The 18,580-nt window shown below is 60.1% G+C and carries 29 protein-coding genes and 2 pseudogenes; 11 read left to right on the forward strand and 20 right to left on the reverse strand.

All coding sequences use genetic code 11. From position 1 onward, the window contains the following. The 4 genes from ACX82Z_RS08530 to ACX82Z_RS08545 all read left to right on the forward strand — a co-directional run bounded on the left by ACX82Z_RS08530 (nucleotide 1) and on the right by ACX82Z_RS08545 (nucleotide 2,668). The gene (locus tag ACX82Z_RS08530) at nucleotides 1-1,608 is read left to right on the forward strand and encodes a sensor histidine kinase (RefSeq protein ID WP_051886776.1); all 1,608 of its coding nucleotides are present in this window, start codon (nucleotides 1-3) and stop codon (nucleotides 1,606-1,608) included. A 17-nt stretch (nucleotides 1,609-1,625) separates the two neighbouring features. Beyond that, nucleotides 1,626-1,985, forward strand: coding sequence for a response regulator (locus tag ACX82Z_RS08535; protein WP_037520727.1), 360 nt, complete (start codon nucleotides 1,626-1,628; stop codon nucleotides 1,983-1,985). Between the two features lie 139 nt (nucleotides 1,986-2,124). Further along, a complete protein-coding gene (gene grxC / locus ACX82Z_RS08540; protein ID WP_037520591.1) occupies nucleotides 2,125-2,400 on the forward strand; it encodes a glutaredoxin 3 in 276 nt (91 codons plus the stop codon). A 1-nt stretch (nucleotide 2,401) separates the two neighbouring features. Further along, on the forward strand, nucleotides 2,402-2,668 hold the full coding sequence (locus tag ACX82Z_RS08545; protein ID WP_037520592.1) for a hypothetical protein: 267 nt from the start codon (nucleotides 2,402-2,404) through the stop codon (nucleotides 2,666-2,668). Nucleotides 2,669-2,733: 65 nt separating this feature from the next. On the opposite strand, the gene ACX82Z_RS08550 is transcribed toward ACX82Z_RS08545, so the two are convergent. Beyond that, nucleotides 2,734-3,491, reverse strand: a protein-coding gene (locus ACX82Z_RS08550; protein ID WP_088582593.1) for an IS5 family transposase whose coding sequence is annotated in 2 segments (ribosomal slippage) — nucleotides 2,734-3,170 and nucleotides 3,170-3,491 — 759 coding nt in all. Because the reading frame shifts where the segments join, the coding sequence is not laid out codon by codon here. 209 nt (nucleotides 3,492-3,700) lie between these two features. On the opposite strand from ACX82Z_RS08550, the gene ACX82Z_RS08555 reads away from it, so the two are divergent. From ACX82Z_RS08555 to ACX82Z_RS08585, 7 genes and pseudogenes are all read left to right on the forward strand, one after another. Continuing rightward, the gene (locus ACX82Z_RS08555; RefSeq protein ID WP_037520728.1) at nucleotides 3,701-4,195 is read left to right on the forward strand and encodes a Dps family protein; all 495 of its coding nucleotides are present in this window, start codon (nucleotides 3,701-3,703) and stop codon (nucleotides 4,193-4,195) included. Between the two features lie 29 nt (nucleotides 4,196-4,224). Continuing rightward, nucleotides 4,225-5,079 (forward strand): alpha/beta fold hydrolase, encoded by an 855-nt coding sequence (locus ACX82Z_RS08560; RefSeq protein WP_051886777.1) that lies wholly within the window; start codon nucleotides 4,225-4,227, stop codon nucleotides 5,077-5,079. A 2-nt stretch (nucleotides 5,080-5,081) separates the two neighbouring features. Then, on the forward strand, nucleotides 5,082-5,567 hold the full coding sequence (locus ACX82Z_RS08565) for a peptide-methionine (S)-S-oxide reductase (protein WP_037520593.1): 486 nt from the start codon (nucleotides 5,082-5,084) through the stop codon (nucleotides 5,565-5,567). A gap of 364 nt (nucleotides 5,568-5,931) precedes the next feature. After that, entirely contained in the window at nucleotides 5,932-7,143 is a 1,212-nt protein-coding gene (locus ACX82Z_RS08570) for an IS256 family transposase (RefSeq protein ID WP_459587944.1), read from the forward strand. Nucleotides 7,144-7,458: 315 nt separating this feature from the next. Beyond that, a complete protein-coding gene (locus tag ACX82Z_RS08575; protein WP_037520594.1) occupies nucleotides 7,459-7,689 on the forward strand; it encodes a helix-turn-helix transcriptional regulator in 231 nt (76 codons plus the stop codon). Between the two features lie 103 nt (nucleotides 7,690-7,792). Continuing rightward, nucleotides 7,793-7,957: pseudogene (locus tag ACX82Z_RS08580) on the forward strand (JAB domain-containing protein); the annotation flags it as partial. Between the two features lie 71 nt (nucleotides 7,958-8,028). Beyond that, nucleotides 8,029-8,376: a DMT family protein gene (locus ACX82Z_RS08585; protein WP_459587946.1), complete on the forward strand. Its 348-nt coding sequence runs from the start codon at nucleotides 8,029-8,031 to the stop codon at nucleotides 8,374-8,376. Between the two features lie 58 nt (nucleotides 8,377-8,434). On the opposite strand, the gene rplQ is transcribed toward ACX82Z_RS08585, so the two are convergent. The 19 genes and pseudogenes from rplQ to rplP form a co-directional block, all read right to left on the reverse strand. Then, nucleotides 8,435-8,863 carry a 50S ribosomal protein L17 gene (rplQ, locus tag ACX82Z_RS08590; protein WP_459587948.1) on the reverse strand — a complete coding sequence of 143 codons (429 nt, stop codon included), beginning with the start codon at nucleotides 8,861-8,863 and terminating at the stop codon, nucleotides 8,435-8,437. Between the two features lie 38 nt (nucleotides 8,864-8,901). Then, the gene (locus ACX82Z_RS08595) at nucleotides 8,902-9,912 is read right to left on the reverse strand and encodes a DNA-directed RNA polymerase subunit alpha (RefSeq protein WP_459587949.1); all 1,011 of its coding nucleotides are present in this window, start codon (nucleotides 9,910-9,912) and stop codon (nucleotides 8,902-8,904) included. Between the two features lie 103 nt (nucleotides 9,913-10,015). Continuing rightward, the gene (gene rpsK / locus ACX82Z_RS08600; RefSeq protein WP_459587951.1) at nucleotides 10,016-10,405 is read right to left on the reverse strand and encodes a 30S ribosomal protein S11; all 390 of its coding nucleotides are present in this window, start codon (nucleotides 10,403-10,405) and stop codon (nucleotides 10,016-10,018) included. Nucleotides 10,406-10,528: 123 nt separating this feature from the next. Then, a complete protein-coding gene (rpsM, locus tag ACX82Z_RS08605) occupies nucleotides 10,529-10,897 on the reverse strand; it encodes a 30S ribosomal protein S13 (RefSeq protein WP_148913227.1) in 369 nt (122 codons plus the stop codon). A 250-nt stretch (nucleotides 10,898-11,147) separates the two neighbouring features. Continuing rightward, the gene (locus ACX82Z_RS08610) at nucleotides 11,148-11,735 is read right to left on the reverse strand and encodes an adenylate kinase (protein WP_459587953.1); all 588 of its coding nucleotides are present in this window, start codon (nucleotides 11,733-11,735) and stop codon (nucleotides 11,148-11,150) included. A 7-nt stretch (nucleotides 11,736-11,742) separates the two neighbouring features. Beyond that, nucleotides 11,743-13,071 (reverse strand): annotated as a pseudogene (gene secY / locus ACX82Z_RS08615) (preprotein translocase subunit SecY); the annotation flags it as partial. A 171-nt stretch (nucleotides 13,072-13,242) separates the two neighbouring features. Then, a complete protein-coding gene (rplO, locus tag ACX82Z_RS08620) occupies nucleotides 13,243-13,719 on the reverse strand; it encodes a 50S ribosomal protein L15 (RefSeq protein ID WP_459587955.1) in 477 nt (158 codons plus the stop codon). Nucleotides 13,720-13,734: 15 nt separating this feature from the next. After that, the gene (gene rpmD, locus ACX82Z_RS08625; RefSeq protein WP_024585441.1) at nucleotides 13,735-13,929 is read right to left on the reverse strand and encodes a 50S ribosomal protein L30; all 195 of its coding nucleotides are present in this window, start codon (nucleotides 13,927-13,929) and stop codon (nucleotides 13,735-13,737) included. A 24-nt stretch (nucleotides 13,930-13,953) separates the two neighbouring features. After that, on the reverse strand, nucleotides 13,954-14,517 hold the full coding sequence (gene rpsE, locus ACX82Z_RS08630; protein ID WP_252910762.1) for a 30S ribosomal protein S5: 564 nt from the start codon (nucleotides 14,515-14,517) through the stop codon (nucleotides 13,954-13,956). Nucleotides 14,518-14,589: 72 nt separating this feature from the next. Continuing rightward, nucleotides 14,590-14,946: a 50S ribosomal protein L18 gene (rplR, locus tag ACX82Z_RS08635; protein ID WP_459587957.1), complete on the reverse strand. Its 357-nt coding sequence runs from the start codon at nucleotides 14,944-14,946 to the stop codon at nucleotides 14,590-14,592. 87 nt (nucleotides 14,947-15,033) lie between these two features. Then, nucleotides 15,034-15,567, reverse strand: coding sequence for a 50S ribosomal protein L6 (gene rplF, locus ACX82Z_RS08640; RefSeq protein WP_459587959.1), 534 nt, complete (start codon nucleotides 15,565-15,567; stop codon nucleotides 15,034-15,036). Nucleotides 15,568-15,606: 39 nt separating this feature from the next. Beyond that, on the reverse strand, nucleotides 15,607-16,005 hold the full coding sequence (rpsH, locus tag ACX82Z_RS08645; RefSeq protein WP_459587961.1) for a 30S ribosomal protein S8: 399 nt from the start codon (nucleotides 16,003-16,005) through the stop codon (nucleotides 15,607-15,609). 14 nt (nucleotides 16,006-16,019) lie between these two features. Beyond that, complete coding sequence (rpsN, locus tag ACX82Z_RS08650; RefSeq protein WP_459587962.1) at nucleotides 16,020-16,325, reverse strand: 30S ribosomal protein S14; 306 nt, start codon at nucleotides 16,323-16,325, stop codon at nucleotides 16,020-16,022. A 26-nt stretch (nucleotides 16,326-16,351) separates the two neighbouring features. After that, a complete protein-coding gene (rplE, locus tag ACX82Z_RS08655; RefSeq protein ID WP_459587964.1) occupies nucleotides 16,352-16,909 on the reverse strand; it encodes a 50S ribosomal protein L5 in 558 nt (185 codons plus the stop codon). Next, complete coding sequence (rplX, locus tag ACX82Z_RS08660; RefSeq protein ID WP_252910756.1) at nucleotides 16,902-17,213, reverse strand: 50S ribosomal protein L24; 312 nt, start codon at nucleotides 17,211-17,213, stop codon at nucleotides 16,902-16,904. The genes rplE and rplX overlap by 8 nt, the downstream gene beginning before the upstream one ends. Nucleotides 17,214-17,226: 13 nt before the next feature. After that, nucleotides 17,227-17,595 carry a 50S ribosomal protein L14 gene (gene rplN, locus ACX82Z_RS08665; RefSeq protein ID WP_024585433.1) on the reverse strand — a complete coding sequence of 123 codons (369 nt, stop codon included), beginning with the start codon at nucleotides 17,593-17,595 and terminating at the stop codon, nucleotides 17,227-17,229. Between the two features lie 70 nt (nucleotides 17,596-17,665). Beyond that, nucleotides 17,666-17,920 (reverse strand): 30S ribosomal protein S17, encoded by a 255-nt coding sequence (rpsQ, locus tag ACX82Z_RS08670; protein WP_459587967.1) that lies wholly within the window; start codon nucleotides 17,918-17,920, stop codon nucleotides 17,666-17,668. A 10-nt stretch (nucleotides 17,921-17,930) separates the two neighbouring features. Then, a complete protein-coding gene (gene rpmC, locus ACX82Z_RS08675; protein WP_252910754.1) occupies nucleotides 17,931-18,131 on the reverse strand; it encodes a 50S ribosomal protein L29 in 201 nt (66 codons plus the stop codon). A 13-nt stretch (nucleotides 18,132-18,144) separates the two neighbouring features. Then, on the reverse strand, nucleotides 18,145-18,558 hold the full coding sequence (gene rplP, locus ACX82Z_RS08680) for a 50S ribosomal protein L16 (RefSeq protein ID WP_459587969.1): 414 nt from the start codon (nucleotides 18,556-18,558) through the stop codon (nucleotides 18,145-18,147). Nucleotides 18,559-18,580 lie beyond the last annotated feature (22 nt).

The raw sequence follows: 18,580 nt of genomic DNA on the forward strand, positions 1-18,580 counted from the left end.
GTGCTGAGCCTGAGCGCCAGTGCGGCCGACGCGGGGGCGGTTCAGCGAGCGAAGGCGCTTGCTGAACTCATGGTTCTCGACACACCGGACGAGCAGTCCTTCGACGATCTCGTGTTCGTTGCGGCTAAGGCCTGTGGCGTTCCTATCGCTCTGATCACGCTTCTCGACACCGACCGACAATGGTTCAAGGCCAAGTACGGGCTCGACGTGTGCGAGACGGATATCGAACATTCGGTCTGTCGGATCGACATCGACAAAGGCGACCTCCTAGAGATCGTCGATTTGACAGCCGATGCGCGAACGAAACGCAATCCACTTGTCACCGGCGAGAAGCACTTCAGGGCATATGCTGGCGCGCCGCTTGTCCTTCGATCCGGGGCGGTAGTCGGTCGGCTGTGTGTTATCGATACCGCTCCGCGGCCGGCAGGGCTGAGCGAGATGGAAAGGGCGATGCTCCAGGCGCTTGCCCGTCTCGCCAGCGAGAATCTCGAACTGCGTCGGATCGCCAAGGCTAGCGAGCGCCTAACTGAACTCCAGACTGCTCTTGTTGAGATCGGTGAGGTAATCCGCAGCAGTAGCGGCACAGAGGAGATGACGTCTGGCACCTCTGCCATCGTTGGTCGGACCCTCGCCACGGACCGAGCCGGGTTTGGAACCGTCGACCATGACGTCGAGACGATCAACGTTGAAACACACTGGACCGCACCGGGTGTGATGAGCATCGCCGGTCGACACCGGCTTGACGAGTTTGGGAGTTTGCACAAGCCACTCGTCGATGGCGACCCTCTGATAGTTAGGGACGCCCTGTCTGACGAGCGCGCGCTGCACAATCTCGATGGCGCGTTGCGAATTGGTATTCGCGCAGTGATCGACATGCCAGTGCGCGATCAGGGCAAGACAATTGCCGTTTTCTTTGTGCATTGCGGCACCCCCCGGCTCTGGCCCGCCGAAGAGATTGCATTCTTGCGGAGCGCTGCAGACCGACTTGAGGCAGGGGTCGCTCGGCATCGTGCCGAGCAGCGCCAGCACATCGTAAATGGTGAAATCGCGCATCGCCTGAAGAATACGCTCACCATGGTTCAGGCTATCGCGAGCCAAACCTTGCGAACCGTCACCGACCGCGATGCTGTTTACGCCTTCGAGGGCCGGCTGATGGCATTGAGCGCAGCACACGACGCCCTGCTCCAGACAAGCTGGACACAGGCTGATCTCCAAGCTGTTGCGGCGACCGTCATAGAAGCGATCGGATTTTCGGATCGGGTTAGAATGGCCGGATTGCCCGTGGCGCTAGGGCCAAGAGCGGCGCTGTCCTTTTCCCTCATCGTGCACGAACTTCTAACGAACGCCTGCAAGTACGGCGCTCTGACGAACGACTATGGGAAGGTGTCGCTGTCTTGGGGCGTCGAAGACAGCCAGGACGGCGATCTGCTGAAGATCGAGTGGCGAGAGCAGGGCGGACCTCCCGTTGTGCCGCCGACGCGTAAAGGCTTCGGCTCAAAGCTAATCAGCATCGGTTTGGTCGGTACTGGTGGCGTCGATCTTCGCTTCGATCCAGAAGGCCTCGCGGCGGACCTGCATGCCTCTATGCGCCAGTTGGTCCAGGCTTGATGGAGTACGTGTGTGGAATGAATAAACCAGTGGTGCTTGTCGTGGAAGATGAGCCACTTCTCCGTCTCTTTGCATCGGACATGATTGAAGAAGCCGGCTTCGAAGTGCTGGAAGCATCAGATGCCTCTGCTGCGCTCGTGGCTTTGGAAGAACGGCGCGACATCCGGGTCGTCTTCACCGACGTGGACATGCCGGGCGGCATCGACGGCATCATGCTGGCCATCCGTATTCGAAACAAATGGCCGACCATTCAGATCATAATCACGTCCGGAAGGCCGTGGCCGGAAGAGGCTGTTGTCCCACCGGATATTCCATTCTTTTCCAAGCCATACCGGCAAGACCGGGTGCTGGATGCGGTCAGGAAAATGGCTGCGTGATGACCTGGATCTTGCGGCCTTCCTCAAATCAGCCGTCACGTAGTTTTGCGCCCTCGCTCCCAGCCGTTCGAGAGTCGCGGTGATACTTAGGTTCTGCCGCGAAGGACTCACGTCACGCGTCAACGATTGGAGATGCAAAATGAAGCCAGAGGTCCTCCTCTATGTCACGAGTTGGTGCCCATACTGCCGCCGAGCGAAAGCGCTGCTTACAAAAAAGGGGGTGGCGTTCACGGAAGTCGACATCGAGGCTAGTGCGGAAAACCGAAAAGCGATGATCGACGTCTCAGGTCGAAGCACCGTGCCGCAGATATTCATCAACGGCACGCATGTGGGCGGGTCTGACGAACTCCATGCCCTCGATGCCAGAGGCGGGCTCGACCAGCTACTCGCCATCGAACGGCCACCAGTGACGTGAAATGGAGGAGAAAGAATTCGATACGGCTTTCGCTAGGCTACCGGACGGATATAGCGAGGGCACTTACAAAGCCCGGCGCTTCGGCGTTACAGTCCGCCGCTCCAAAGATGGCCGACGTAACAGCCTTTTTGCCCGAGAGCTGGCTGGAACCGACATCATCAGCTTCAACCTGTACCGCGTCTCAGCGGGCAAGGCTTCACTCAAGCCGTGTGAGATGTCTGCAGAAAAGGTCGTGGCATTCGTGCTCAGCTTTCGACCGGACGCATGAGCTTGGCTTCACCGCTAAACGCCGTGACCGTGATGGGCGCGAACCTGGGCCCCTAGGCTCAGGACTCATAGCCAGAAGAGCACGGTAGCTGCGAGGGCGATGGCGGAGAGGAAGACGGTCGGGCATCGATCGTAGCGGGTGGCGACGCGCCGCCAGTCTTTCAGTCGGCCGAACATGATTTCGATGCGGTTTCGGCTTTTGTACCGGCGCTTGTCGTAACGGACAGGCACAGTCCGGGATTTCCGACCGGGGATGCAGGGCGTGATGCCCTTGGCCTCCAGGGCATCCCTGAACCAGTCCGCGTCATAGCCCCGGTCGCCCAACAGCCATTGGGCCTTGGGAAGGCTGTCCAGCAGGGCCGCAGCACCGGTGTAGTCGCTGACTTGGCCTGCCGTCATGAACAGGCTGATGGGGCGTCCGTTCGCATCGGTTACGGCGTGAAGCTTGGTGTTCATGCCGCCTTTGGTGCGTCCGATGAGCCGCCCAAGACCCCCTTTTTTACCGCGAGGCTCGAAGCCGTACGGTGCGCCTTGAGATAGGTCGCGTCGATCATGAGGGTGCGCCGTTCGGCCTGAGCGCCGGACAGTCCCTCCATCATCCGGATGAAGACCCCGGCCTCGCTCCAACGCTTCCAGCGATTGTACAGCGTCTTGTGTGGGCCATAGACCGGCGGCGCATCACGCCAGCGAAGCCCGTTGCGGTTGACGAAGATGATCCCGCTCAACACCCGACGATCATCCACCCTGGGCTTGCCGTGGCTCTTGGGGAAGTGCGGCTGCAGCCGCGCCATCTGCTCGTCCGTCAGCCAATAGAGGTCGCTCATATCCAGTCTCCTTGCAGAGCCTGAATCAGATCGAGCACATCACATCAATGGGTCCTGAGCCTAGGCTCCTTTCTGGTCGCCTGAACTATCGAAACTATAGTTACAGGTCATTGGACTTCGTCCTGAGGTAAATTCATTTTCTGTACCTTAGCGTGCGAAAGAATCGGCGCTGGTCTCTTGTGCAAGCCATCATTGAGGAAGTCCAAGCGATGACAGACTCCAGTGCTGAAACCGCGCCTTCACCATCTGACCTGGACGAAAGCGCGACCATGACGGTCGCGGATGCGCTGAAGATCATTTTGGCGAACAGCTATGCGGTCTACCTCAAGACCAAGAACTTTCACTGGCATGTCTCGGGCCCGTACTTCAGGGACTACCACCTGCTTCTCGACGAGCAAGCTGCGGAGATCCTCGCTGCTACCGATGCTATGGCTGAGCGCGCCCGGAAGACCGGTAATACGACCATCCGATCGATCGGCGATATCGCCCGCCACCAGACGATCAAGGACAACGACGCGGAGTTCGTCACGCCTCAGGACATGCTGGCGGAATTGCGCGCTGATAATCTTCACATGGTCGAGTCGCTGCGTCGCGCAAAGGACGTCGCCGACCAGGCGAAGGACAATGCGACCTCCGGCCTGATCGATACCTGGACCGACGAGGCGGAACGCCGTGCGTGGTTTCTTTTCGAAGTCAGCCGATAGGATTGCTGCTCAACGGATCGGATCGTTTCATGGCGTCTAACGATGCGCAGACCCAGTTTATGGAGACAGAGAGTGGTAGGATAGCCTTCGACGACACGGGCGGAACCGGACCTGTCGTCATCGGAATTCCGGGAATGGGCGACTTGCGATCCGAGTACCGCCTCGTGAAGCCTATGCTGCAGCATGCGGGATGCCGAGTGGTGACGATGGACGTCCGCGGGTTCGGAGAATCGTCGGCCGAGTGGCCGGACTACTCTGCGCGAGCGGTCAGCCGTGACGCCATCTCCATCCTCCAACAGTTGGGTGCCGGTCCAGCCACGATCATGGGCAACTCGTTCGCGGCCGGGTCTGCGCTCTGGGCTGCCAGGGAGTCTCCTGGCCTCGTCAACGGGGTGGTGCTGCTCGGGCCGATTGTCCGCGATCTTCCCCTCAAGACGATCCAGAAACTTGTCCTCTCGCTCGGATGCGCAGGCCCGTGGCGTACTTGGTTCTGGACCACGTACTGGAGCAGCCTTTTTCCGACGAAGCCGGCACCGGATCATGCTGAAGTGAAAGCGGCAATCGCCGCAAACCTCCGAGAGCCAAAACGCATGCAGGCTCTCTTGAAGATGCTGTCATTGTCGAAGTCTGACACCGCAGCGATCCTAGACGAAGTCTCCGTGCCGAGCCTCATCGTGATGGGCTCGAAGGATCCAGACTTCCCGGACCCCGTCGAAGAAGCTCGGAGCTTGGCTTCGAGGCTCAATGCCGAAACCATGATTGTTGCGGGCGCCGGGCACTACCCTCATGTAGAAATGGCGGACGATGTCGGACAGCGGATCATCGCGTTCGTCCGCCAGCTCGATAAGTCCGGCCCAGCCGTTGTGCCTTTGCGTAGGAGTTGAGGATGGCAAAGGTCGGCTTTGGTGGAGGCTGCCACTGGTGCACCGAGGGTGTTTTCCAAGCGTTGCGCGGCGTCACGCAGGTCGACCAGGGTTTTCTACAATCGATGGCGCCGGCAGACACCTGGGCGGAGGGGGTGATCGTCACCTTCGATCCCACGGTCATTGGATTGACGACGCTGTCCGAGGTCCATCTCAGGACGCACTCCGCCACTCGAGCCCGTTCGCTCCAAAGCAAATACCGCAGTGCAATTTACATATTTGAAGAGAGCCAGCGACATGAAGCTGAGCAAGCGGTTGCCCGCTTGGGCGAAGAGTCTAGCGAGACAGTGCACACCTTGGTGCTATCGTTTGCAGGCTTTAAGGCGTCGGATGCGCGCTACCAGAACTACTATCGAACCGATCCGAGTAGGCCTTTCTGTCAGCGCTACATTGATCCGAAGCTGGCGTATATTCGACAGCACTATTCAGCGTTTGCTCTGCCCAGATAGCCTGAAAGAGCGCTTAGGCATCCTTCCCCCGAGCCAGCACCGTATGCTCGGTGAACGCGATGGCTAGTCCAACATAGATGGCTTATCACAGGACGGGGTAGCGGCTGGGCCGAGCCTCATATTTGGACAAAAGGCGTTTCTTTCCTCGCCCGCACACCCGCTACAAAGTCCCCACCGGAACGGCCCACAATTCCATAGCGCAGCATCTGGGTAGCGTCCGCGCAGATGGTGTAATTTCGGAGGCGCATTGAGGTGGAAACGGCGGTGGAGAATGGGCTGCCGTATTCGTTGAGCGCAAGGTGGGCACCGGGCCTGTCGGAGAAGGTGGAGTTGCAAAGCTTCAACCAGACCGAAAGGAACCCCGATGACCGACGATAGATTACCCCTTGCCGAGCTTGCCGCGAAGAGCGGCGACAGTGATTTTCTGCGAGCGATTGCCGAAAGCGTGCTGCAACTGATCATGGAAGCCGACGTTGACGGTCTGATCGGCGCTGGCCGCTATGAACGTGGTGACGGCCGCCAGACATGGCGCAACGGCTACCGCGACCGCTCGCTCGACACCCGGCTCGGCACGCTGAACCTGAAGATACCGAAGATGCGGCAGGGAGCCTACTTTCCCGGCTTCCTGGAGCCGAGGAAGATGGTGGAGAAGGCGCTGGTCGCCGTGATCCAGGAGGCGTGGATCAACGGTGTCTCGACGCGCAAGGTCGATGAACTGGTGCAGGCGATGGGCATGACGGGCATCTCCAAATCCTCCGTTTCCAAGCTCTGCAAGGACATCGACGAGCGGGTGAACGCCTTCCTCAAGCGCCCCCTTTCCGGCGACTGGCCATATCTATGGCTCGACGCCACCTATCTGAAGGTGCGCGAGGGCGGGCGCATTGTATCGGTGGCGGCGATAATCGCGGTGGCAGTCAACACGGACGGGAAAAGGGAAATCGTCGGCCTGCATATCGGCCCCTCCGAAGCCGAGCCGTTCTGGACGAGCTTCCTGCGCGATCTGGTGCGCCGGGGCCTCACCGGCGTCAAACTGGTGATCTCCGATGCTCATGAAGGGCTGAAGGCCGCCATCACCCGCATCCTCAGCGCGACATGGCAAAGGTGCCGCGTTCATGCAATGCGCAACGCGCTGGCCTACGTTCCCAAGGGCCAGCACACCATGGTCGCCGCCGCGATCCGCCAGGCCTTCATCCAGCCCGACCATGACAATGCCGTCCAGACCTGGCGGCATGTCGCCGACCAGCTCCGCGTCAGATGGCCCAGGCTCGGCACCTTCATGGACAACGCCGAGGCCGACGTGCTGGCCTACATGGCCTTCCCCGCGCAGCACCGCACGAAATTACATTCGACGAATCCGCTGGAGCGGCTGAACAAGGAGGTGAAGCGCCGCGCCGATGTCGTCGGCATCTTTCCCAACGAGGACAGCATCGTCCGGCTCATCGGCGCGGTCCTGCTCGAAGCCAACGACGAATGGCAGCTGCTCAGCCGATACATGCAGGTCGAGGCGATGGCCGAGCTGAATCCATCGATAGTCGAGGAGGAAACCACACTTCAAATTACACCCAGAGCCGCCTGATCATGACGGCCCGGAACCACACCCGAAATTACACCAACTTGACGGACGCGGCCTGCATCTGACCGGCGCCGGGCGCTGGCGAAGGCATCGCGGCCGAACCCGCCTATGTGCCCCCTACGCTATCCGTTTCTCCGACACCTGCCCGGAACACCTTCCACGGCTGTGAATGACGCAGCATGTATGTCCGTGCGGAAGCGTGAGGCACCGATTCCGGGCACTCAAATACAAGCCCGAAAGCGGCCTGAGGAGACTACCGCTACGATCAACTGAAGACGCGGCGGGACGGCCTGGATCGTGCAGCCGAAGGAGGCGATAGTGTCAGATAGCAAATTCCTTACCCCTGACGAGGTGGCTGAACGCTACCGTGGCGGCATTTCAGTCGGGACTCTTCGAAATTGGCGCGCGATGCGTCTCGGACCGTCCTACGTGAAAATTGGCAAAGCTGTGCTTTATCCCCTCGATGAGCTTGATGCGTGGGACGAAAAGAATAAGGTCCAGTGCCGTGCATCAAAGGGCCTCGAAGAGCGCACGTATGATCAGCCGTGATCGTCACGCTCGGTCATCGCGAACCGCCCCCAATCCCCGGAACCATTCGGCACCTCTAAGCGAAGTAGATCATATAAATCAACACGTTATGCGGACCATATGGATGGTCCACAATCATCCTTCCGGCGATCCGACGCCCTCCCGTGCGGATATCGACATGACCAATACGATCGCGAAGGCGGCCAAGCCGCTTGGTATCTCGGTGCATGACCACATCATTATCGGCAAGAGCGGTCATGTCAGTATGAAGGGCCTGCAACTCTTCTAGAACCGAATTTTCTGGCGCGGCGACCGGTCATGGCGATATGAGCATTTCCTCTTTCGCTGGAACGCTTGCCCATGTCCCTGCCCTACATCCTGCCGATCCTGCTTCTTGCCGTCTCGAACGTTTTCATGACGTTCGCCTGGTACGGGCATCTCAAATATCCGAGCGCACCGCTTCTCGCCGTCATCGGCATAAGCTGGCTGATCGCCTTCGCGGAATATTGCTTCGCAGTGCCTGCTAACAGGATCGGCCATGGCGTCTATTCGGTCGCCGAATTGAAGACGATCCAGGAGGTGCTCACCCTTACGATCTTCGCGGTGTTCTCGGTCTTTTATCTCGGTGAGAGCATAACCCTGAATCACGTCGTCGGCTTTGCGCTGATCTGTGCGGGTGCGTTCTTCATCTTCAAAGGACCGATCTGATAAACGCAAAAAGGGCGCCCGAAAGCGCCCTTTTAAATCCGATAGTCGAGAACCGTTTTTATGCGGCTTCGCTCTCGCTGGCCTGCTCGGCCTCAACGCGGGCGCGGTCAGCTGCGCCCTTGGCGTCGACGTCGCGCTCGACGAACTCGATGACTGCCATCGGCGCGTTGTCACCGTGGCGGAAACCGGCCTTCATGATACGCAGATAGCCGCCGTGACGGTCTGCATAACGCGGCGCGATGTCGTCGAAGAGGCGCTTTGCGGCGGCCTCCGAACGGGTGGACGAGATAACCTGACGACGTGCGTGCAGATCACCGCGCTTGCCGAGCGTGACGAGCTTTTCCACGATCGGGCGAAGTTCCTTCGCCTTCGGGAGAGTCGTCACGATCTGCTCGTGTTCGATAAGAGATGCTGCCATGTTGGCGAACATCGCCTTGCGGTGGCTGGCGGTACGGTTCAGCTTACGGCCGGAATTTCCGTGGCGCATGAGCTTGCTCCTTCACATTTGATGCGAGGCATCAAGCCTCAATACTGATCTTCATAGCGCTTGGCGAGATCGTCGATGTTCTCCGGCGGCCAGTCGCTCACCTCCATGCCAAGATGGAGACCCATCGAGGCGAGAACTTCCTTGATCTCATTCAACGACTTGCGTCCGAAATTCGGCGTGCGGAGCATTTCCGCCTCCGTCTTCTGGATCAGGTCGCCGATATAGACGATGTTGTCGTTCTTCAGGCAGTTGGCCGAACGAACCGAAAGCTCGAGTTCGTCGACCTTCTTCAGAAGGGCCGGGTTGAACGCCAACTCGGTGACCTGCTCGGAAGCGACTTCCTTCTGCGGCTCTTCGAAATTGACGAAGAGGCCGAGCTGGTCCTGAAGGATGCGGGCAGCAAAAGCCACCGCGTCTTCACCGGAAATCGAACCGTCGGTCTCGATCTGCATGGTCAGCTTGTCGTAGTCGAGAACCTGGCCCTCACGGGTATTCTCAACCTTGTAGGAGACCTTGCGGACCGGCGAATAAAGCGAATCGACCGGGATAAGGCCGATCGGCGCATCTTCGGCGCGGTTGCGCTCTGCCGGCACGTAGCCCTTGCCTGCGTCGACGGTGAACTCCATGCGGATCTCGGAGCCCTCATCGAGCGTGCAGATCACGTGATCGGGGTTCAGGATCTCGACATCGCCAACGGTCTGGATGTCGCCAGCGAGAACGACGCCCGGACCCTGCTTGCGCACGACCATGCGCTTGGGACCCTCGCCTTCCATGCGGATGGCGATTTCCTTGATGTTGAGAACGATATCGGTCACGTCCTCGCGGACACCCGGGATCGACGAGAACTCGTGCAGAACGCCGTCGATCTGGACGGCCGTGACGGCCGCGCCGCGAAGCGACGACAGGAGCACGCGGCGAAGCGCGTTGCCGAGCGTCAGGCCGAAGCCACGCTCGAGCGGTTCGGCGACGAGCGTCGTGTTCGTGCGGCCCTTGGACTTGAACTCGACCTTATTGGGCTTGATGAGTTCCTGCCAGTTTTTCTGGATCATTCGATTTTCCTTCCGTCTCCCCGACACAATCCATTCGTGACGGGCAATACTGGAAATCACAGAGGAGCGCCGAAGAACCGGCGCTCATGCGATGTGTGAACTGTTAGACGCGGCGCTTCTTGCGCGGGCGGCAGCCATTGTGCGGGATCGGCGTCACATCGCGGATCGACGTGATCATGAAACCCGCAGCCTGAAGAGCGCGCAGCGCCGATTCACGACCGGAACCTGGACCGCAAACTTCAACTTCTAGCGTGCGCATGCCGTGCTCCTGCGCCTTCTTGGCGCAATCTTCGGCAGCGATCTGAGCGGCGAACGGGGTCGACTTGCGCGAACCCTTGAAGCCCTGCGCACCGGCCGACGACCAGGCAATCGCGTTGCCCTGCGCATCGGTGATGGTGATCATCGTGTTGTTGAACGTCGAGTTGACGTGCGCGATGCCCGTCGAAATGTTCTTGCGTTCGCGGCGGCGAATGCGTCCGGCTTCCTTGGCCATGGTAGTCCTTTCAAATGATCTCGTCGCCGCCGTAATTCCAGCGGCTCCACCAGAAAGGGAAGAATGGAACGAGAGGAAGGGAAATTGCGCTTTTCCCTACTCCCTATTCCCCGCTTCCCTAAATTACTTCTTCTTACCGGCAATCGCCTTCGCCGGGCCCTTGCGGGTGCGGGCGTTGGTGTGCGTGCGCTGACCGCGAACCGGCAGCGAACGACGGTGACGCAGGCCGCGGTAGCAGCCGAGGTCCATCAGACGCTTGATGTTCATCGAGACTTCGCGGCGTAGGTCGCCTTCGACCTGATAATCGCGGTCGATCGTCTCGCGGATCTGCAGGACTTCCGCATCGGTCAACTGGTTGACGCGGCGGTCGAGCGGGATGCCGACCTTCTCGACGATCTCGGATGCGAACTTCGCGCCGATGCCGTGAATGTACTGAAGCGCGATGATCACGCGCTTATTGGTCGGAATGTTGACGCCAGCTATACGGGCCATCTTCTTCTCCATGTCATGTCGGCTTACCGACGTTCTTGTTTCCCCGCGTCCGGTGGAGACCGGCCCATGCGGGCATTTTCCTGCACCATGAGGGGCACATGCGCCTGAACCGAGCATTGGATTATCCGAAAACCGGATTCCACCTTTCGGTCCAATGCTGAAGCAGCGCGCCCCGTTCATGAATTGGGAAGACGCGCCGCTATAGGGCAAGTCGCCGTGCGGGTCAACCCCGCATGGAAACGCGTTGAATTCAGTCGGCCTTGGCGAGAATATCCTCGATCTCGCGGGTGACGGTATCCATGTCCTGCATGCCGTCGATCGTCACGAGTTCGCCCGTCTGCCGGTAGTGTGCCGACAGCGGCGCCGTCTTCTGGCGATATTCTTCGAGGCGTTTCGAAAACGAATCGGCGTTATCGTCCGCGCGAACCGTACCGCCAGCAGCGATCGTGTCGGCGACGCGCTTTTTCATGCGCTCGACCAATGCCGATTCGTCGACCTTCAGCTCGATCACTCCGTCGAGCTTCTGGCCCTTTTCACCGAGCATCGCGGAAAGCGCCTCGGCTTGCGCAACCGTGCGCGGAAAGCCGTCGAGGATGAACCCCTTCCGGCAATCCGGCTCATCGATCCTGTCGGATACGATCTGGTTGACCACGTCGTCGGAGACGAGCTGGCCCGCATCCATGATCGCCTTGGCACGGCGGCCGACATCGGTTCCGTTCGCCACGGCGGCACGCAGCATGTCCCCCGTGGAAAGCTGCGGAATGCCGTGCTTTTCGACCAGCCTTTGCGCCTGCGTCCCCTTCCCCGCTCCCGGCGGTCCCAGCAGTATAAGTCTCATCGTCCCCTCTTGCCCCCCGGAGCTTCGACTTCTTGATCAGCCCTTCATACTGATGGGCAATGAGGTGGCCCTGCATCTGCGCAACTGTATCCAGCGTGACGCTGACGACGATCAGCAGCGACGTTCCGCCGAGATAGAACGGCACGCCGGTGGCCGAGATCAGGAATTCCGGCACAAGGCAGACCAGGATCAGATAAGCAGCACCGACCGTCGTAATGCGAGTCAGCACATAGTCGATATATTCAGCCGTCCGCTCGCCGGGGCGATAGCCCGGGATGAAGCCCGAATGCTTCTTCAACTGATCGGCGGTGTCCTTCGGATTGAAGACGATGGCCGTGTAGAAGAACGCGAAGAAGCCGATCAGCGCCGCATAAAGCACCATGTAAAGCGGCTGACCGTGCCCGAGCGCCGCCAGAACCGAATTTGCCCATGGGGGCATGTTCGTCGTGTCGGAGAAGCCAGCAGCAGTCGCCGGCAGAAGCAGAAGCGAGGACGCGAAGATCGCCGGAATGACGCCCGCCGTGTTCAGTTTCAGCGGCAGATGCGAGGTATCGCCCTGGAACATGCGGTTCCCGACCTGGCGCTTCGGATACTGGATCAGAAGCCTGCGCTGGGCGCGCTCGAAGAAGACGATCACCCCGATCAGAACGACCGCGAGAACGAGGACGGCAACGATCAGCGTCGTCGACAACTGACCGACACGGCCAAGTTCCAGCGTGCCGGAAATGGCGGACGGGAGGCCCGCGACAATGCCGGCGAAGATGATCAGCGAAATACCGTTACCAAGGCCACGCGCGGTAATCTGCTCGCCAAGCCACATCAGGAACATCGTGCCGCCGACCAGCGTGATGACGGCGGAAATACGGAAGAACCAGCCCGGATCGGTGACGATGTTCGCGCCACCTTCAAGGCCAACGGCGATGCCGTAGGCCTGTACGGTGGCCAGCAGAACCGTGCCGTAGCGCGTGTACTGGTTGATGATCTTGCGACCCTGCTCGCCTTCCTTCTTCAACTGCTCGAGCGTCGGCACGACTGCCGTCATGAGCTGCATGATAATGGATGCGGAGATGTAGGGCATAATGCCGAGCGCGAAGATCGCCATGCGCTCGACGGCACCGCCGGCAAACATGTTGAACATGCCCAGCACGCCGCCGGACTGTTGCTGGAATGCCTGCGCGAAAGCGTCCGGATTGATACCCGGCATCGGAATGTAGGTGCCGAGCCGGTAGACGAGCAGAGCGCCGAGCGTGAACCAGATTCGCTTTTTGAGGTCTTCGGCCTTCGAGAAGGCCGCGAAATTCAGATTTGCGGCAAGTTGTTCTGCTGCAGATGCCATTAAAGTCTCTCCGAACGCAGGCGGATCAGCCGAGGAATAGCCGGCGCGCGGAAAACCTGTCACGCACTGTCCGTCGGTTCAAGCCATAGAGGGCAGGACATAAGGCCACGCCCGACAATATGCAAGCGGCGGCACAAGGCCGCCGCTTCAATCAAACGATGTCGCCGTGGATTACTCCGCAGCGGCCTTCTTTTCCGGAACCTTGACGGAACCGCCGGCCTTCTCGACCTTCTCGACAGCCGACTTCGACGCACCAGCGATATCGAAGGAAACCTTCGACTTGATCTCGCCATTGCCCAGAAGACGAACGCCGTCCTTGGCGCGGCGGATAAGGCCAGCCTTCACCAGAGCGTCGATCGTGACGGCTTCCTTGGCGTCGAGACGACCCGAATCGATCGCTTCCTGCACCTTGCCGACGGAAATCTCGTTGAATTCCTTGGCGAACGGCACCTTGAAGCCGCGCTTGGGCAGGCGACGATAGATCGGCATCTGGCCGCCCTCGAAGCCGTTGATGGCAACACCCGAGCGTGAGCTCTGGCCCTTGACACCACGGCCGCCGGTCTTGCCCTTGCCGGAACCGATGCCCCGGCCGACGCGCTTGCGCGAATGGGTCGCGCCTTCGACATCATGAAGTTCGTTGAGTTTCATTGTCGTCGCTCCTGCTTACGCCTCGTCCACGACGCGGACGAGATGCTGCACCTTGGCGATCATGCCGCGAACCGAAGGAGTGTCCTCCAAGGTACGACGGCGATGCATCTTGTTCAAACCGAGTCCGACGAGCGTCGCGCGCTGGGCGTCCGGACGGCGAATGGGGCTGCCGATCTGTTCGACGGTCAGCGTCTTTGCCTTCTTGGCCATAAAACCAATCCTTCCCTAGCCCGACTATTCGTCAGACGACACGGCAGCGCCGCGACGTGCCTGGAGCGTCGAGTACTTGATACCGCGCTGTGCGGCGACGTCCTTGGGGTGAAGCTGGTGCTTCAGGGCGTCGAACGTGGCGCGAACCATGTTGTACGGGTTCGAGGAACCCATCGACTTGGCGACGACATCATGCATGCCGAGCGTCTCGAAGACGGCGCGCATCGGGCCGCCCGCGATGATGCCCGTACCAGCCTTGGCGGTGCGCAGCAGAACCTTGCCGGCGCCGTGGCGGCCATGAACGTCATGGTGCAACGTGCGGCCGTCGCGAAGCGGAACGAAGATCATCTCGCGTTTGGCGCTCTCGGTCGCCTTGCGGATGGCCTCCGGCACTTCGCGCGCCTTGCCGTGGCCGAAGCCGACGCGGCCCTTCTGGTCGCCGACGACGACGAGCGCGGCGAAGCCGAAGCGACGTCCGCCCTTCACCACCTTGGCGACGCGGTTGATGTGTACGAGCTTGTCGACGAAACCGTCGTCGCGCTCTTCGCGATCGCGTCCGCGACCACCTTCCCTACGATCCTGTGCCATATCCTATCCTTGTTCTTTTCCGGAAGCACGGGTTGCAAAAAGGACGAGGGCGGGAAACCCGCCCTGTCCGGCTTAGAAGTTCAGGCCGCCTTCGCGGGCCGCATCGGCCAGCGCCTTGACGCGGCCGTGGTAGAGGAAGCGTCCGCGGTCGAAGATGACGTCCTTGACGCCTGCCTTGACGGCCCGTTCGGCGACAAGCTTGCCGACGGCGGCTGCGGCTGCGGAGTCCGCGCCGGTCTTGAGCGAACCCTTGAGGTCCTTTTCAAGCGTCGAAGCCGCGGCAATGGTGTTACCGTTGGTGTCGTCGATCACCTGCACATAGATGTTCTTCGAAGTGCGGTGAACGGAAAGACGCGGGCGTTCGCCGGCGACCTTCTTGAGCTGCTTGCGAACGCGGAAAGCGCGGCGCGCTGCCGATGTATTTGCCATGATCGTATTCCTGCCTTGGAAAACGGGGCCGGCCATATGCGGTAAACCGAATGGCTTCCCGCGACCGCACCCCGTGGCGTTTCAAATTTACTTCTTCTTGCCTTCTTTGCGCACGATGCGCTCGCCGGCATAGCGGACACCCTTGCCCTTGTAGGGCTCCGGCGGCCTGTATTCACGGATTTCGGCTGCTACCTGACCAACCTGCTGCTTGTCAATGCCCGACACGACAATCTCGGTGGGCTTGGGCACCTGGATGGTGATGCCTTCAGGCGTCTGGTAGACGACGTCATGGCTGAAACCGAGCGCGAGTTGCAGGTTCTTGCCCTGCAGCGCGGCGCGGTAACCAACACCCGTGATCTCGAGACGACGCTCGAAACCCTTGGACACGCCGTTCAGGATGTTCTCGATCTGGGTACGCGACATTCCCCACTTGGAACGTGCGTCCTTCGATTCATCCTTGGGAGAGACCGAAATCTGGCCGTCTTCCATCTTGAGCAGCACTTCGTCGTTGACGACGAATTTCAGTTCGCCCTTCGGACCCTTGGCGGTGACGGTACGACCGTCGACCGACGCGGTCACGCCCTGCGGGAGCGAAAGCGGCTTCTTGCCAATACGAGACATATCGTTGTCCTCGTCTTCTTCTTTGTTTCGTGATGCAGATCAGAAGATCTGGCAGAGCACTTCGCCGCCGACATTCTCTTCGCGAGCCTGATGGTCCGCCATGACGCCCTTGGGCGTGGAGAGAATGGCGATGCCGAGGCCGTTCGCAACCGACGGGATCGACTTGACCGAAGCGTAGACACGGCGGCCCGGCTTGGAGACACGCGCGATTTCGCGGATCACCGGCTGGCCTTCGTAGTACTTCAGCTCGATCTCGATTTCCGACTTGCCGTTGTCGTAGTCGACCTGGGCGTAGTCGCGGATGTAGCCTTCCGACTTCAGGACGTCGAGAACGCGGGCACGCAGACGCGATGCCGGCGTCGAGACCTTGGTCTTCTTGCGGCCGTACGCGTTGCGGATGCGGGTCAGCATATCGCCGAGAGGATCACTCATGGACATGAAACAAATCCTCCTTACCAGCTGGACTTGACGAGGCCCGGGATCAGGCCGTTGTTGCCGAGTTCGCGCAGCGCAACGCGGCTCATCTTGAGCTTGCGGTAGTAGGCGCGCGGACGGCCCGTCACTTCGCAGCGGTTGCGGATGCGGGTCTTCGACGAATTGCGCGGAAGCGCGGCGAGTTCGAGCTGCGCACGGAAGCGCTCATCCATCGGACGGTCCTGGTCCATGATGACTTCCTTCAGCGCGGCACGCTTGTTGGCGTAACGCTTCACAAGCTTCGTGCGCTTCTGGTTCTTCTCGACTGAGCTGGTCTTTGCCATTTCAGATTGTCCTTTATTCGCTGCCGTTACTGGCGGAACGGGAAGTTGAGGGCCTTGAGCAGGGCTCGGGCCTCGTCATCCGTCGCGGCAGTCGTACAAACGATGATGTCCATTCCCCAGATCTGGTCGACCTTGTCGTAATTGATCTCGGGGAACACGATGTGCTCCTTGATGCCCATGGCGAAGTTGCCACGGCCGTCGAAGCTCTTCGGGTTCAAGCCCCGGAAGTCGCGAACGCGCGGCAGCGCGATCGTCACCAGACGATCGATGAAGTCGAACATGCGGTCCTGGCGAAGGGTGACCTTCGTACCGATCGGCATGTCCTCGCGCACCTTGAAGCCGGCGATCGAGTTGCGGGCACGCGTGATGACCGGCTTCTGGCCGGCGATCAGCGCGAGATCCTCGGCGGCAACGGCAGGCTTCTTGGAGTCGCCCGTCGCTTCGCCGACGCCCATGTTGATGACCACCTTGTCGAGACGTGGGATCATCATCTCGTTGGCGTATTTGAACTCTTCCTGGAGCGCCTTGCGGATCGTCTCGTTGTAGAGCTTCTTGAGCCTCGGCTCGTACTTTGCGTCAGCCATTGATCACTTCTCCGGAGCGCTTGGCGATGCGGACCTTCTTGCCGTCGCGGAACTCGAAACCGACGCGGGTCGGCTTGGAATCCTTGGGGTCGGCGATCGCGATGTTCGACAGATGGAGGGGGGCTTCCTTACGGATAATCCCGCCTTCCTGCGAAGCGGACTGCTTCTGGTGGCGCGCAATCATGTTGATGCCACGGACGACAGCCTTGTCTTCCTTCGGCATCACCTGCACGACTTCACCGGTACGGCCCTTGTCCTTGCCGGCCAGGATGACGACCTTGTCGCCTTTACGAATCTTCTGCATTTTTCCCGGCCCCTTAAAGCACTTCCGGTGCGAGCGAGATGATCTTCATGTGGTTCTTCGCGCGCAATTCGCGCGGAACGGGACCGAAGATACGCGTGCCCACCGGCTCTTTCTTGTTGTCGACGAGAACGGCTGCGTTCTTGTCGAAACGGATCACGCTGCCGTCCGGACGACGGATGTCCTTGGCCGTGCGAACCACGACCGCCTTCATCACATCACCCTTCTTAACGCGGCCGCGCGGAATAGCTTCCTTGACCGAGACGACGATGATGTCGCCCACGGAAGCGTATTTCCGCTTCGAGCCGCCCAGCACCTTGATGCACATGACACGACGTGCGCCGGAATTATCCGCCACGTCGAGGTTTGTTTGCATCTGAATCATGACTGGCCGCCTTCTGATTATACGGAGAGCGGCACATATACGCCCTCTCCGGTATTAGCAAGTTTTGTTCTTATTCAGCCGTAGCTGCCTGGGACGGATTTTCGATCACGACCCATTTCTTGTCCTTGGAGATCGGCGCCGACTCCTGAATGAAGACGAAATCACCCACCTTGGCGGTGTTGTTCTCGTCATGCGCCTTGTACCGCTTGGTCTGGCGAACGGTCTTCTTCATCACCGGATGGGTGAAGCGACGCTCGATCTTGACCACGACCGTCTTGTCGTTCTTGTCCGAGACGACCGTGCCCTGCATGATGCGCTTTGGCATATTCTTGTCCTCAAGCCTTCTTGCCGGCAGCCTTCTCGGCCGCGATCGTCTTGATACGCGCGATGTCCCGACGGACTTCCTTCACGCGCGCGGTTTTCTCGATCTGGCCGGTCGCCTTCTGGAAGCGCAGGTTGAACTGCTCCTTCTTCAGGCTGGCCAGATCGTCATTGAGCTCATCGAGCGTCTTCGCCCGAACATCAGCGGCCTTCATGATCAGCCCTTTCCTATTCTGCGATACGCTGGATGAAGCGTGTGCGGACCGAAAGCTTCGCAGCGCCGAGGCGCAGGGCCTCGCGAGCGATATCTTCCGGGACGCCGTCGATCTCGAACATGACGCGGCCAGGCTTGACCCGGCACGCCCAGTAATCGACCGAACCCTTGCCCTTACCCATGCGGACTTCGGTCGGCTTCGACGTGACCGGAACATCCGGGAACACGCGGATCCAGACACGGCCCTGACGCTTCATCTGACGCGTGATGGCACGGCGGGCAGCTTCGATCTCACGGGCGGTGACCCGGTTCGGCTCAAGCGCCTTCAGACCGAACCCGCCGAAATTCAAGTCCGTTCCGCCCTTCGCGGTACCGTGGATACGGCCCTTGAACTGCTTGCGGAACTTCGTGCGCTTTGGCTGCAGCATTCTAATTCTCCAAAACTATCTT

The sequence above is a fragment of the Aliihoeflea sp. PC F10.4 genome (assembly GCF_054612275.1).